This window comes from Kangiella taiwanensis (assembly GCF_020005165.1).
Taxonomy (GTDB): domain Bacteria; phylum Pseudomonadota; class Gammaproteobacteria; order Enterobacterales; family Kangiellaceae; genus Kangiella; species Kangiella taiwanensis.
This window is the reverse complement of sequence record NZ_JAHCLT010000001.1, coordinates 540379-553714: the sequence shown is the minus strand read 5'-3', so window position 1 is coordinate 553714 and position 13336 is coordinate 540379. Positions and strand designations below refer to the sequence as shown.

The window sequence follows — 13336 nt, the reverse complement described above, 5'->3', positions numbered from 1 at the left end:
GATATCAATGGCTTATAGCGTCCTGTTAGTTGAAGACCATGCTGAATTAGCGGCAACGACTGGTGAGTTTCTCGAGTTGTGCGGCTATATTGTCGATTACGCCAATGACGGAACGTCAGGACTTAATCTCGCTTTAACCAACAGTTACGATGCTCTAATCCTTGATATCATGCTACCCGGGATCAATGGCTACGAAATTTGCCGGAAAGTACGCCAAGAAGCTGAATCGGATATCCCTGTACTGATGCTAACTGCAAGGGACCAACTGCAAGACAAGCTAGAAGGGTTCGATACTGGGGCTGATGATTACCTAATAAAGCCGTTTGACTTTGAAGAACTGGACGCTCGCCTAAAGTCTATCATTAAGCGTCATAAAGGTGATTTCAGCAGTAAGACTTTAAAGATCCATGACTTAGAGCTGGATCCAAAAACCATGAAAGTGACCCGCGCTGGCTCAGAACTAAAACTATCGCCTACAGGGTTACAAATACTGAAGATGCTGATGCGACGCTCGCCTGAACTCGTGTCCCGAGAAGAGATAGAGCGTGAACTTTGGGGTGACCTGGTTCCAGATAGTGACGTTTTGAGAAGCCATCTCTACAACCTTCGTAAAGTGATCGATAAGCCTTTTGACTGCGCTCTATTAGAAACCGTTCCGAGCTTAGGCCTGAAGATTGTACCTCCCAAAGATTAACGTTCAGGAATCGTCAGTATTGCTTTAGTGCCCTCACCTTGGTAGCTCTCGATCACTAGCTGCCAACCAAGCTGTTCGCAAATACGGTAAACGATAGATAGGCCAAGTCCGAATCCTTTAATTTTGATATTCTCTCGGTTCTCTCGATAAAATGGCTCGTGGATTCGTTTAAGTGCAGCTGGGTGGATACCACAGCCAGTATCCTCAATAGTAATATCTCTACCCTTGATGCTTACACTGATAGTACCGCTTTCTGTGTAATTGAAAGCGTTGCTAATAAGATTGTTAATGCAAATGCAGAACAGCCTTTCAGGGACTCTTTCTGTCAGGCTATCATCCAAAGCCTTTAATACTTGAATATCTTTGTGCGAATTAATTTTTTGAATTTGAAATAACTGCTCTTCTACTAACTTATCTAGAGCAATTGGGGTTTCACTTTCCTCAGGTGTTTGATCACGTGACAACAATAATAGCGCTTCTAATAACTCTTCCATCTCTCGGATCATCGGGTGCATCCGGCTGACCACTGCTTGCTGTCTTTGATCAAGCTCTTGACGTTCTAATAGCGCAAGTGAGCCCTTTAGTACGGCTAAGGGGGTTCTTAATTCATGGCTTGCATACCGTGTAAAGTTTTTCTCACGATCCACGTACTCTTCTACTTTACGGGCATACTGCTTGAAAGCTTTAAGCAAGACATCGACTTCCGCATCAGCATCTTGCTCCAAATCTGAAAAGTCGATTTCAAAGCCTTGATCTGCATCAACCTTTTCCATTTTGCGTGATAGCTTTATCACCGGAGACACAGCTCGCTTTGCCATGTAGTAACTGATCCAGGCAGGCAAATATATAATCAGTAAGACCAATGCCAACGGTGTGATACCAAAGAACAGAGCCAGTTTAGCAACCTGTCCTTCTTCAAAAACCAAGTATAATTTTCTGCCATACTTCTCAGAAACATGAACTAAAGGGCGCTTGTCACGAGTTTCTAGTCGCTGATAGCCCACTGGTAATTTCGCGATATCTTTCGGAACAGGCTCTGAGTGCGGGCTTTTATCCATATAACCAGTCAGATTTAGGGTGCGAGGCAGGTTGCTGGTTGGATTATCCTTATAGTGATTCCAATAAAACTCAGCCTCACCTTCTAATGCTTGTTTAATTAATACTTTTTCAACGACTTTTGCAGCACCATATACACTAAGCAAAGTCACACCACTAATCAGGACGAGCTGTATCAACATCGCCCTAACAAGTTTATGGTGTATTTTCTTTTGCTTTCTTGCCATTTAGTTGTGTTTAGTTTTGCTGAATCGATAGTGTGCTATTAACCACTCGTTTCCGTTATGCAAACCAAATAGCTCAGCACAAGACATAAAAAATATACGCCAACGCTGTAACCAAATTTTGGCCTCTTTTTCACCATACACTTTTTCAAACACTGATAAAATAGAATCTTTGTTTTTATCGGTATTCTCTAGCCAAGCATTAGAAGTTTTTTCATAGTGTTTACCGCTCAATAACCAGCGCTTTTCTAGATCCAAATTACCTTGGAAGTGTAAGAAGGTATCTGCAGCAGGCATTTGCCCCCCACTGAAAAAATATTTACCCATCCAGTTATCGTCGCCTTCTTCTTCAAAAGGATACATCAAATATCGATGACAAAATATGTGCAAAAAGACTTTCCCTTCATCATTTAGCCACTGCTCTATACGCTGAAACAATTGCTGGTAATTACGAATATGCTCAAACATTTCAATTGATACAATGCGGTCAAAGGTTTTATCGGTTTCAAATTGATTAATATCGACCGTAATAACTTCAATATTGCTCAGTCCACGTTCTTTCGCTTTTGACTCGATAAACTGGCGCTGAGAACTTGAGTTTGAAATCGTCGTAATCTGGCTGTTTGGATATTTTTTAGCAAGGTACAATGTTAACGAACCCCAGCCACACCCCAGCTCTAAAATACTTTGCCCATCGACAAACTCTCCACGCTTTGTATACAGCTCTAGCATGTTTTCTTCGGCTTCCGAAAGCGTCTGTGTATTCTCGTCCCATAAACACCCGCTATACTTCAGGTGCTCGCCAAGAGATAATAAATAAAAATCTGCAGGAACCTCATAGTGCTGCTCATTGGCTTTGTCTGTTTTTATAGCAATATCACTGCGACGTAACTCCTGAAGAAAACGATCATACTGCTCACTCTGCGCCTCGATATCATTAATATGCTCTTCTTCCAAACGCTGTTTACACAGTTTTCTTATGCCTGCTCTAATTACAGTGTCAGGTAAGGTTCCTGACTCCATCATGCTAATAATCGTTTTAATCAAGTTATGTTCCTCTCAGATTAACTCTTGGTGGGACCTATAAAAAATTTATTCGTACGTTTTTGATACTCACGGTAAGCATCCCCTTTAGAGCGAATATTTTGTTGTTCATTAAAAGGAATCCCCGTGAACTTAAGAAGAAATGCTAACATCAGGAATGGATATAGCCACATCATCCACAGTTGATCTGAGCCTATTGATAATAATGGATATGCAAACCAGTGGGTCCACTCAAAGAAGTAGTTCGGATGCCTAGAATATTTCCATAACCCAACATCACAAACCTTTCCCTTACTTTCTGCGCTTTTCTTAAACTGTCGCAACTGGCGATCAGATAACCACACTCCAAGATATGAAAAGAGAATAATTAACAGACCAAAAATATCCCAAAAACTTACCTCGGACGAGTGATTTGCTAATACCCAAGCTGGAAAGCTAAACAGACTGATGATTAAGCCTTGTCCCATAAAAAATGCAAAGAATTTTGCCTGAGTATTATCTTCCCAGTAGTTCCTTAAATAGGCATAGCGTCCATCTTCATTCGATAAATCGTAACGTTCAGCCAAATGCAAAAACAATCTTAAGTACCAAAGTACAGGAATGATTAGAATAATGCTTTTATGGAAAAGATCGCCGGTTGCCTGCCAAAGAATAAGCCCCCCATTAACCACGATCATTCCTGACCAAACCACATCAGCAATATCAGCATGTTGATGTTTTTTCTGCCACCACCAAGCTACTGCCTGCGACAGTAAATTTAAGCCTAGTAGTACGATTAAGAAATTAGTAGGGTGCATTAGCAAGTCCAGAATGTTCAGCTTGCTGAGCACGGTCAACAATCAGTGTTAACACAAACGCTATCACGAACCAACCAATTGCCATTAGCGTTAATGTTATCCATGGCTTATGAATCACCACAGCACCAACACGCTCAGCTGCTAAATAAGACAGAGGCCCACCAACAGCGGCCAAGGCACCAGCAAGATAAGGACTGCTTTGTATCCAGCCGAGTGAATGATTGAAACTTGCTCCGAAGGAAATCCACAGCGCAACGATCCACCAAGGAGCAATTTGGTCAAGAGGCCAATGGTTTTGGTAGACAATCAAATCGCTCGCTGACCAAGCTGAAGCTAATACAAACCCTGCTACAGCGCAAGCGCCAATAGCTATAATGTCACCGTCATGTCGACGTGTTGACCATAACTGCCAAGCCAACATCACAACCAAAAAGACGCAACCTAGCCAAATGAAGTCTTTAGCTGCACCCAATACAAAACCAACCCATACTAATTGGAACAGGATAAAGTTGATAATGTTATTGGAATTTAACGTTGTGCCAGCCATTGCTTCCTCTTATTCTCAGGTTTTGCAAACAGGAGATGAGTATCACTGATTGACTTTTCTATGAAGCCCCCTTCGCAATAACACAAATAAAACTCCCACATACGAATAAACTGGTCACTGTATCCTTGGCCTTTAACCTCTTCTAAGTTGGCGTTGAATCGATCACGCCAATGATTCAGTGTCTTCGCATAGCTTTCGCCAAAGTCTTCCAGATTAATCAGCCTTAAGTCAGAATTATGTGCGGAGCTAGAAACAACCGCTGAGACGCAAGGAATAAAGCTACCAGGAAAGATATATCTCTTAATAAAGTCAACTGACTTTAACGCTTGTTTGTAACGACGGTCTTCTATCGTAATTGCTTGGATAAGTGCCAAACCATTTGATTTTAATAATTCGCTACATTTCTTTATGTAAGTATCGAGGTAATGATGCCCTACAGCTTCGATCATCTCAATCGACACTAACTTGTCAAAGCTTCCTCTCAGATCGCGATAGTCATTCTTAAGTAACTCAACCTTATCCTCGAGTCCCTCTTCAATAATTCTCTTCTTAGCGTACTGATATTGTTGCTCCGAGATGGTCGTTGTAGTGACATGACAGCCATAATTTTTAGCGGCATAAATTGCCATTCCGCCCCAGCCCGTCCCAATCTCAATAACCTTATCTGTTGGCTTTAAATCAAGCTTTTCACAAATCGTTTTTAGCTTTCTTTCAGATGCCTCTTCTAACGACTCATCAGCCTCATATATGGCCGAGGAGTACATCATATGCTTGTCTAGAAAGAGTTTAAAAAATTCATTCCCGAGATCGTAATGAGCAGAAATGTTGCCTTTACTTCCCGATATGCTGTTTTTATTAAAATAATGCCATACTTTTAAAACACTATTTTTTATCCAAGCAAGACCACCCTCCATCTCATCCAATAACTCTATATTTCTTACAAGTATTTGAACTAAACCGGTTAGGTTATCGGTATCCCACTTGCTATCAATATAAGCTTGCGCAGCGCCATTACTTCCTTCTAGTGCAACTAGGCGGTAAAAGTCTAAATCTCGAATGGTTATGGTTACTGCAAGATCTGTTTGTTGCTCACCACAAACATATGTCTCAACTGGGTCTGTCACAGTAATAGACCCATTGCTTATACGCCCAAGTGTATTTTTTACTTGGTTACGGATAACTTTCAACATACCACTGTTTGCTGTTACTGGTTCAATATCAGTAGTACTATTTCGCTTTTCTACGCGTGTCAGCTGGGACATCTAATCTCCTAAGACTGGCTATGTTTGGGGTGGTCAAAAACTCTAAACCGCTTAAGCCAAAGTTTTAAAGCCTGCCAATATATCAATAGACTCATTTTTTGAGGCTGCAATGCATGACTAAAGGCGAACTTTCTCATGTTACTTTTGGTTAATGGTAAAAGCTCCCCCGTGAAGGTGGCGTCAAAATATTTATGTTCATTCTCTGTCAATACTGCCATATGGACTCGTAGTTCTGTTGCGCTAATGATAAAAGTCCAACGATATCGCATATCCATTTGAATAAAGGGTGATACATGAAACTCTTTACTGAAGTTAAACTGGTGAGTTACTTTATTTTTTGCAGCCTGACTCGCTTTTTCATTATCATTTTCGCAGTCAAAAACATAACTGTGCCGCTCCCCCCAAGGGGTATTTGTGATCTCACTAACAATAAATTTTAAATTTGAGTCATGTCCAAAACAAAAGTAGAAACACACGGAGTTAAAGTTATATCCATAGTTCCTCAAGTGCGACATCATAAAAACCTTACCAGTAAACTCTTTTCCTGTTTTGGACTGGATGCTGTTGATTATATTCTGCTTGTTGTTCAAAGGTTGGCTTCTCAGGTTAGAGCCTCCTTCAAGCTTTCTATTTGGCCCTTGGTGAAAATCGTCAGCACGATATGAAACAATATTAACCTTCTCAACCGACCACAGTTTACTTTTTCTAAATTGCTCATCAATGTCATCTAGATCCAGCAAAGTCCATGACATGTCATAATCAAATTCGTGTGGCTTTGGCAGGTATCGTCGGTGTCTAACCCAACCCTTAACAAGACTATTATTCAGCATATCCATTATCACGCAGCAACTGCTGCGCAGCCTCTAAACCACTCCGAGCTCCATCTTCATGAAATCCCCAACCCCAATAAGCACCACAAAAGTAACTCCTATTCTTACCTTGAATATCAATCTTTCTTTTTTGGGCATCAATGGTATCTTGTGTATAAACTGGATGTTCATACTCTAAATACTTCCATACCTTATTGGTATCTACCTGCTCACTCATGTTTAAACTTACGATTACAGGCATGGATGTAGGTAAAGATTGCAATAAATTCATATAGTAGCTCACCGTACATTGCTCCTTGCTACTCTCATTACGGAGTACATTCCAGCTCGCCCAAGCATTTTTGTTGCGCGGTAAGAGTTCAGTGTCCCAATGTAAGCAAACTTCATTACGCTGATATTTTATGGCTCTCAAGACAGCGTCTTCTTGTGGTGTTGGGTTTTCTAATAACATTAACGCCTGGTCACTATGGCAGGCCATAACAATGTGATCGTAAATATCCTCTGTTCCATCCTCCATGACAATTTTCACGTTAGCTGTGTCTCTCACAATATGCTTTATTGTTGAATTTAGTTTTACTGTGAAATTCGCTTTTTCAGTTATCGCCTGTAAATATTTTTTTGAGCCTCCATCAATAGTTTTCCACACAGGTCGGTTATCCAGTTGCATCATGTTATGGTTTTTCATAAAGGCTACTAGATACTTTGCTGGAAAATTCATAATTAAGTCTGCTTTACCAGACCACAACGCTGAGGCCATCGGAATAATATGCTCATTAATAAAATAGTCGCTGTACTTGTTCTTACGGAGGTACTGCCCCAGTGACACATCAGAAAACTCATCCTCTAATAACTCTGATGCCTCACGGTAAAACCGAATGATATCTTTTATCATTCGATAAAACTTTGGGTTAAGAAGGTTCCTGCGCTGGCAAAATAACGTGTTGAGGTTGGTCGCATTATATTCCAAACCAGTAAAGCGGTTTGAAACTGCAAAGCTCATATCACTATCTTTGTAGGCAACCTGATATTTTTCCAAAAGCTGGCTAAAACGGGGATAATTATTTGGGTTAAATACAATAAATCCGGTATCGACATCGATTTCCTCACCACCGACATCAATTCTATGTGTATCTGCATGCCCTCCAACTCGATCATTCTTTTCAAATACGGTGACATCGCACTTTTCTGATAAATATTCTGCTGCCGAAATACCTGAAATTCCAGAACCAATGACTGCTACCTTCAAACTCTTTGCTCCTGTACTTTTGTGCCTTCAGGTTTTTTTAAATCCCAGACTAAACCTAGCTTTTCCATTAACAATAGTAAGTAATAACTAACATCTAATTCCCACCATCGTAAGCCTTGGCGAACTGAGGCTGGAAATTTATGATGGTTATTGTGCCACCCCTCTCCGAGGGTCAGCAGTGCTAATAACGGATTATTTCGACTGTCATCATCTGTATCAAAGCTTCTGTAGCCCCAGCGATGAGCTAGAGAATTAATCAAAAAAGTGACATGGGATAGCACTACTGTCGAGATGAAGAAGCCCCAGATCAATATCTGCCACTTAGTCGCGCCCAGAGTAGGATGAACATGCTCGATGTAAGTACCAAGGAGTAAAATTAAGAACGCGTAAATGATTGGTGGAACCACATCATACCGGTCTAACCACTTCAACTCTTTATATCGAGCTAAATCTTTTACCCGATCTTCATTAGTTGGGAAGTTCTTTTTTGTTAAAAACCATAGCGTATGGCTTCTTAGGAATCCGTGACGCGGCGAATGAGTATCTTTCTCTGTGTCAGCATGTTTGTGGTGATGTCGGTGATGTGCAGCCCACCACAGTGGACCTCTTTGTGTCGCTGTAGCTCCCAAGAAACCAAAAGCTAACTGCACAAAACGGCTTGTTTTAAAGCTTTTGTGTGAGAAATAACGATGATAGAAGGCCGTAATTGCAAACATACGGATAAAGTAACTGGCTGCAAAGATCACAATTGCTATCCAGCTCACACCCACAACCAATACAAATAGGCATGTTAGGTGAAGTAATATATAGGGGATCACTCGCGGCCAGTCGACCGTGTCTTCTGCAAAAGTCCCTACCGCTTTGTTATCAAACCACTGTTTCAATTGAAAAAATCCTCAAGTACTGTTGATGCCAAGATTAAGCCCCAATTCGTGAAGATCCTGTGAACAGCTTATTCACAAATATTTGACGTCCCTACTTATATTCTCTTATAACATCATAAAGTAGGTATTCGCACAATGAAGCTTTTAAAACTTATTACAGCCTTAATACTGAGTATGGCTATTATTTGCTGTTCTTCTGGAGGAGATCGCATGTACAACGACCGTGTTGAAGATTTTTTAACAGTCATCAAAACGATACCGTCGACTAGCTCGCATCCCGATCCCGCATCTCACTTTGAGGTCGTATTCAAAGACTTTCATAAAGATGCAAAAGCGGCCAACATCAAAGAAGTTTACGCTGACTCTTTCTATTTCAATGATACTTTTAAAACCTTCCGTACCATTGATGAGTTAATCCCTTACATGGAAGAAACTGCCGAGAATGTCCAAACAACAACGGTTGAAATACTGGATGTGAGTAAAAGCGATACGGATTACTACCTACGCTGGAAAATGGTCATGGAGTTCACCGCGAAAGGCAGGGATATTCGTTCTGTGTCGATCGGCATGACTCAGCTTCGCTTCAACGAAGCAGGAAAAATCATTCTCCATCAAGACTATTGGGATGGCGCAGAAGGCTTTTATCAACACCTGCCTTACATTGGCTATTTCGTAAGAAAAGTCAGGGATAGTCTTTAATGAACCGCCTTATGCTCACTTTAGTTGGTCTCTCAGCCTGCCTCAGCGCCCAGGCTGAGTTGCCAAAGTCTATTGAACACAGTCAAGGTACCTTTAAGTTGTGTGATAAAGAACGTGTCACCAAGTACTTCTTTGATATTGTAGATGTCGGTATTTATTATCCCAACTGCGACACTGCTAAACATGTATTTGATGACCAGACAAAGCTTTTGCGCTTTTCATACCTTCGTGATGTTGAAGGCCAACAATTTACTGAGGGTGCTATCGAGTATTTAGAAGAGAACCTGACTGAAGAGGAAAAGTCTCGCTGCTCAGAGCACTTTGCTCCCCTTAATAATGTCTATCGTGACGTCACATCTGGCGACAACTATGATCTGTATTTATTTCAAGAAGAAGGTCTAAAACTTTATTTGAATGGTCAAGCACTGCACCAAATGGACAACCCTCAGTGCCACTCAACCTATCTCAATGTGTGGTTTGGTAAAGAAAGTATGGACGGGCAATTCAACGATCTAGCCGAACGAATCAAACGCTAGCCCAGTAATTCCAATGCTCTTTTCCGCGATTCCTTATAGTCGATAATGGGCTCCGGATAACCTGCTTCTTGCCGTTGTTCGGAGCTAGGATTATGAATGGATTTTTTATCCAGATCTTTTAACTCTGGGACTAACTTACGAATAAATTCGCCCTCAGGATCAAAACGTTGCGACTGGGATAAAGGACTCATAATTCGGAAATAAGGAGCGCCATCAGCACCTGTTGAAGAACACCACTGCCAACCGCCATTATTTGATGCAAAATCACCATCAATTAATGTCTCCATAAAATAACGCTCACCCGATCGCCAATCCACGAGACATAACTTATTTAGGAACATCGCAGCGTTCATACGTAAACGGTTATGCATCCACCCCGTTTGATTTAACTGCCTCATGGCCGCATCAATGATAGGAAAGCCCGTTTTACCCTCCTTCCATGCATCAAACGCTTCCTGATTATCAACCCAAACTTCTTTAGCATCAGTATTAAACGGCTTATGCTTAGTCAGCTGTGGGTTATCAATTAATACTTGCCTGTAAAACTCTCGCCACACCAATTCTGAAAACCAGGTATTACCGTACAGTTTCTGTTCCTCACCATCATAATGGTTTAACAAAGCATGGATACATTGTTTTGACGAAATCGCACCAATGGCTAAATAGGGTGATATACAGCTCGTTCCAGCGACGGATGGAATATCACGTTTACTTTTATATTGATCCACTTTATCTAAAAACTTATCGACTCTTTCTAATGCAGCCTGCTCACCCGGCGGCCAAAGATCTTGACGATAGTCTTGGGAAAAGTCCTCTGTAATTTGCTCTCCAATGTTAGCATTCTGCTTGTCAGGTATTGATATAGGCTCTATCGGCGCTGTTTTATGCACCTCTATCCATGCTTTTTTATAAGGGGTAAATACTCGGTAAGGATCGCCTTGCTTGTTTTTCACTTGATTCGGCTCTAATGCCATATCACCATGAAATCGGTTCACATCTATTCCATCAGCACCTAGTTCCTTTTCAACACCCCTATCACGCTCCAACTCATTAATAGGGTACTCATTATTAAAGAACAAGGCATCTGCATCCTTGTCTTTGATCAGCTCTTTAATCAGCGCTCTCTGCTCATCAAAATAATCGCAGGTCATGATGTGAAGAGGAATGTTCAGCTTGTTGAGGTCTTCCCTTAATAGCAGTAACGAGTCATAAATCAAGCCTACTTTGGCCCTTGCTTCATGATGTTGCTCACGCTGTTTTTTTGCCTCGATATATACACATATCACTTCACCCGACTTTGCTGCATGGTGAAGCGCAGGGTTATCTTTAACTCGAAGGTCTTGTCTAAACCAAACTAATTTCTTCGACATTAAATATAATTCCTTAACCCTAACTCGACTGGGTGTGGATTTAGGTAGGCCTGCTGTGCAATATAGTCATTACCAAACTGCTTTATATAATGATTTATCAAGGTGATTGGCGCAATTAAGGTCACAATGCCTTTTCGATATTGCTCAACAACCTCAATCAACTCTTGCTTTGCTTGAGACGTCAGATCCTCTTTTAGATAGCCCATAATGTGATACAAAACATTACTGTGAGATTTTGCATTAGCCAATTTTTTTAAGACTAACATCAACTCTTTTTCATAGGTAATAACTAAGTCATCAAGCCCTAAACCATCATTATTCGCTACCAGTCTCCCCAGAGACTTATACCCAGCATAACTATGCGCCATGACTAAATATTTATAACGACTATGGAATTTCACTAAGGCATTAACTGACGGCTGACTTTTGACACTATTTTTAAAATCCTGATAAGCGAAGACTCGAGTGATAAAATTCTCCCTCAACTTCGCATCCTGCAATCGTCCTTCTTCTTCAACCGGTAACTCAGGTCGCTCATTCATGATCTCATTGATATACACACCACGATCTGATCGCCCAGCTGGGTTTCCATTTTGATGATAAACCTTAACACGCTCCATACCACAACTTGGGGAGTTCCTAATGACAATGTAGCCACAGACGTCATTTAAGTCATGCAGCTTTTCTTTAGCAAATGCTTTAAGTTCATCGGTGACATCGTAAGAGTGGTCATCCACCTGAACGACTCTGATGTCTTTAACATCATCCTCGATTAAGCGGATTGGCGGTCGAGGCGCAGGCATACCTATGCCCATCTCAGGACATATTGGTTGGTAATCAAACCAATCGCTCAGAGTATTTAAACAATACTTTGACTGCTTGTGTCCGCCATCAAAGCGGACCTTGTTGCCCAGTAGGCAAGAACTAATCGCTATCGGTATTTTTTTCATCACTGAATTATCATCTCATACTTGTGAAAACCATGTGAAATTATTTCTGATTTAACAACTCCTCCATGTCCACAGTAACTAGTAAGCTTTTACCGTCAAACTTTGTCACCATGAGCCAAGTCTTATCACTAGAGTAACTTTCTGTTTTTATAGGTCCAGATACCGACTCTCCACTCTTAAACAATTCAAAGTTAATATCAAAAGACCTATTACTCTTAGCTAGCAATTCTAATTCAAAATTCAGATCTTTTTGTATATCGCCTGATACTTTCATTCTTGTAGGTTTATTTTCTTCGGATATCATTTTTGGGTTTGTGAATGGCTTCAGTTCTTGATAGTTTTGTACACCATTACTGACATCCGCGATTTCGAACAATTTAATGTCGAACATATACTTTTTAGTTTCTGCTGAAACAGCTGAAGCAATCACCATTAAACCCACAAAAAATATTATTTTAGCAACTCTCATCTCTTTCCTATGTTATTAATTTCATCTTCATAATTATCTTTACAAAACATGAAATCAATATAAATTACTGATATTCTTGATATTCCTTGTGGAATAATCGAATGTATTTGTCACAATCTAATGAATTTAATTAAAAAATCTATCAATACAGTACAATGGTCAAGTATAAAGCATTAAGACAAATTCGATTAGATAAAGGTTGGACTCAAGGTCAGGCCGCTAAAGAAATAGGTATTCAACAATCCTACTTGTCAAAACTCGAAAATGACCAAGCACTTCCTTCGCTTGAAATACTTAAAAAAATTGCTACTACTTACCACTGCCACATATCAGATATAGCTTTTGCTAAAGAGGTTAAAGAAAACAGTAACGAGTCCTTAGGAAGGCTTTTTTATATCGGTACTGCCTTAATCTTAACGGGGTTTCTATCCATAGCCTTAGCGTATTTTGGTATCATCCAGAACAATACAGCTTATACTTATCAACTCTCCCAATATGAAAACCCCAAGCATCAAAGCGAGGTATTAATACCAAACTTTATTGTTACTGATGAATTCATGGGAGAAAAGTATCGTGAGCCATACCAAGGTACTGATGGAACCTACATTTTACTTGGGGAGCGTACTATTTCACCTTTAATCAATAGAGTTTTTTATTTTGTAGGGATGATTTTAACTTTGATGGGACTAGCCCTACAGACCGTAAGGCTAGTTAAACACAAGAAATAG

At 40.4% G+C, this 13336-nt stretch carries 15 protein-coding genes; 4 read left to right on the top strand and 11 right to left on the bottom strand.

Annotated elements, in window-relative coordinates; all coding sequences use genetic code 11:
* Positions 1 to 7: 7 nt before the first annotated feature.
* Positions 8 to 694, top strand: a complete 687-nt coding sequence (locus KFK88_RS02705; protein WP_223577117.1) for a response regulator transcription factor — start codon at positions 8 to 10, stop codon at positions 692 to 694.
* On the opposite strand, the gene KFK88_RS02700 is transcribed toward KFK88_RS02705, so the two are convergent.
* The 8 genes from KFK88_RS02700 to KFK88_RS02665 are packed head-to-tail and all read right to left on the bottom strand — an operon-like array spanning position 691 to position 8584.
* Positions 691 to 1977: a sensor histidine kinase gene (locus tag KFK88_RS02700; RefSeq protein WP_223577116.1), complete on the bottom strand. Its 1287-nt coding sequence runs from the start codon at positions 1975 to 1977 to the stop codon at positions 691 to 693. The genes KFK88_RS02705 and KFK88_RS02700 overlap by 4 nt on opposite strands.
* On the bottom strand, positions 1978 to 3021 hold the full coding sequence (locus KFK88_RS02695; protein WP_223577115.1) for an SAM-dependent methyltransferase: 1044 nt from the start codon (positions 3019 to 3021) through the stop codon (positions 1978 to 1980). It abuts the gene before it with no gap.
* 17 nt (positions 3022 to 3038) lie between these two features.
* On the bottom strand, positions 3039 to 3815 hold the full coding sequence (locus tag KFK88_RS02690; RefSeq protein WP_223577114.1) for a DUF1295 domain-containing protein: 777 nt from the start codon (positions 3813 to 3815) through the stop codon (positions 3039 to 3041).
* Positions 3802 to 4362, bottom strand: coding sequence for a DUF2878 domain-containing protein (locus tag KFK88_RS02685; protein ID WP_223577113.1), 561 nt, complete (start codon positions 4360 to 4362; stop codon positions 3802 to 3804). The genes KFK88_RS02690 and KFK88_RS02685 overlap by 14 nt, the downstream gene beginning before the upstream one ends.
* Positions 4344 to 5624 carry an SAM-dependent methyltransferase gene (locus KFK88_RS02680; protein WP_223577112.1) on the bottom strand — a complete coding sequence of 427 codons (1281 nt, stop codon included), beginning with the start codon at positions 5622 to 5624 and terminating at the stop codon, positions 4344 to 4346. The genes KFK88_RS02685 and KFK88_RS02680 overlap by 19 nt, the downstream gene beginning before the upstream one ends.
* 8 nt (positions 5625 to 5632) lie before the next feature.
* Positions 5633 to 6454 (bottom strand): DUF1365 domain-containing protein, encoded by an 822-nt coding sequence (locus KFK88_RS02675; protein WP_223577661.1) that lies wholly within the window; start codon positions 6452 to 6454, stop codon positions 5633 to 5635.
* Positions 6444 to 7700, bottom strand: a complete 1257-nt coding sequence (locus KFK88_RS02670) for an NAD(P)/FAD-dependent oxidoreductase (RefSeq protein ID WP_223577111.1) — start codon at positions 7698 to 7700, stop codon at positions 6444 to 6446. The genes KFK88_RS02675 and KFK88_RS02670 overlap by 11 nt, the downstream gene beginning before the upstream one ends.
* On the bottom strand, positions 7697 to 8584 hold the full coding sequence (locus KFK88_RS02665; protein WP_223577110.1) for an acyl-CoA desaturase: 888 nt from the start codon (positions 8582 to 8584) through the stop codon (positions 7697 to 7699). The genes KFK88_RS02670 and KFK88_RS02665 overlap by 4 nt, the downstream gene beginning before the upstream one ends.
* A gap of 210 nt (positions 8585 to 8794) precedes the next feature.
* On the opposite strand from KFK88_RS02665, the gene KFK88_RS02660 reads away from it, so the two are divergent.
* Positions 8795 to 9283, top strand: coding sequence for a nuclear transport factor 2 family protein (locus tag KFK88_RS02660; protein ID WP_223577109.1), 489 nt, complete (start codon positions 8795 to 8797; stop codon positions 9281 to 9283).
* Entirely contained in the window at positions 9283 to 9819 is a 537-nt protein-coding gene (locus KFK88_RS02655) for a chalcone isomerase family protein (protein ID WP_223577108.1), read from the top strand. The genes KFK88_RS02660 and KFK88_RS02655 overlap by 1 nt, the downstream gene beginning before the upstream one ends.
* On the opposite strand, the gene KFK88_RS02650 is transcribed toward KFK88_RS02655, so the two are convergent.
* Genes KFK88_RS02650 through KFK88_RS02640 form a run of 3 tightly spaced genes read right to left on the bottom strand, consistent with a single transcriptional unit; the run spans position 9816 to position 12608 of the window.
* On the bottom strand, positions 9816 to 11189 hold the full coding sequence (locus KFK88_RS02650) for a cryptochrome/photolyase family protein (protein WP_223577107.1): 1374 nt from the start codon (positions 11187 to 11189) through the stop codon (positions 9816 to 9818). The genes KFK88_RS02655 and KFK88_RS02650 overlap by 4 nt on opposite strands.
* Complete coding sequence (locus KFK88_RS02645; protein WP_223577660.1) at positions 11189 to 12139, bottom strand: YbgA family protein; 951 nt, start codon at positions 12137 to 12139, stop codon at positions 11189 to 11191. The genes KFK88_RS02650 and KFK88_RS02645 overlap by 1 nt, the downstream gene beginning before the upstream one ends.
* 40 nt (positions 12140 to 12179) lie before the next feature.
* Complete coding sequence (locus KFK88_RS02640) at positions 12180 to 12608, bottom strand: hypothetical protein (RefSeq protein WP_223577106.1); 429 nt, start codon at positions 12606 to 12608, stop codon at positions 12180 to 12182.
* Positions 12609 to 12763: 155 nt separating this feature from the next.
* On the opposite strand from KFK88_RS02640, the gene KFK88_RS02635 reads away from it, so the two are divergent.
* Positions 12764 to 13336, top strand: coding sequence for a helix-turn-helix domain-containing protein (locus tag KFK88_RS02635; RefSeq protein ID WP_223577105.1), 573 nt, complete (start codon positions 12764 to 12766; stop codon positions 13334 to 13336).

What these genes read in the sequence shown, in the direction of transcription:
- KFK88_RS02705 (WP_223577117.1), top strand. Translation starts at nt 8, where the DNA reads ATGGCTTATAGCGTCCTGTTAGTTGAAGACCATGCTGAATTAGCGGCA.
- KFK88_RS02700 (WP_223577116.1), bottom strand. Translation starts at nt 1,977, where the DNA reads ATGGCAAGAAAGCAAAAGAAAATACACCATAAACTTGTTAGGGCGATG.
- KFK88_RS02690 (WP_223577114.1), bottom strand. Translation starts at nt 3,815, where the DNA reads ATGCACCCTACTAATTTCTTAATCGTACTACTAGGCTTAAATTTACTG.
- KFK88_RS02685 (WP_223577113.1), bottom strand. Translation starts at nt 4,362, where the DNA reads ATGGCTGGCACAACGTTAAATTCCAATAACATTATCAACTTTATCCTG.
- KFK88_RS02680 (WP_223577112.1), bottom strand. Translation starts at nt 5,624, where the DNA reads ATGTCCCAGCTGACACGCGTAGAAAAGCGAAATAGTACTACTGATATT.
- KFK88_RS02675 (WP_223577661.1), bottom strand. Translation starts at nt 6,454, where the DNA reads ATGCTGAATAATAGTCTTGTTAAGGGTTGGGTTAGACACCGACGATAC.
- KFK88_RS02660 (WP_223577109.1), top strand. Translation starts at nt 8,795, where the DNA reads ATGTACAACGACCGTGTTGAAGATTTTTTAACAGTCATCAAAACGATA.
- KFK88_RS02655 (WP_223577108.1), top strand. Translation starts at nt 9,283, where the DNA reads ATGAACCGCCTTATGCTCACTTTAGTTGGTCTCTCAGCCTGCCTCAGC.
- KFK88_RS02650 (WP_223577107.1), bottom strand. Translation starts at nt 11,189, where the DNA reads ATGTCGAAGAAATTAGTTTGGTTTAGACAAGACCTTCGAGTTAAAGAT.
- KFK88_RS02645 (WP_223577660.1), bottom strand. Translation starts at nt 12,139, where the DNA reads ATGAAAAAAATACCGATAGCGATTAGTTCTTGCCTACTGGGCAACAAG.
- KFK88_RS02640 (WP_223577106.1), bottom strand. Translation starts at nt 12,608, where the DNA reads ATGAGAGTTGCTAAAATAATATTTTTTGTGGGTTTAATGGTGATTGCT.
- KFK88_RS02635 (WP_223577105.1), top strand. Translation starts at nt 12,764, where the DNA reads ATGGTCAAGTATAAAGCATTAAGACAAATTCGATTAGATAAAGGTTGG.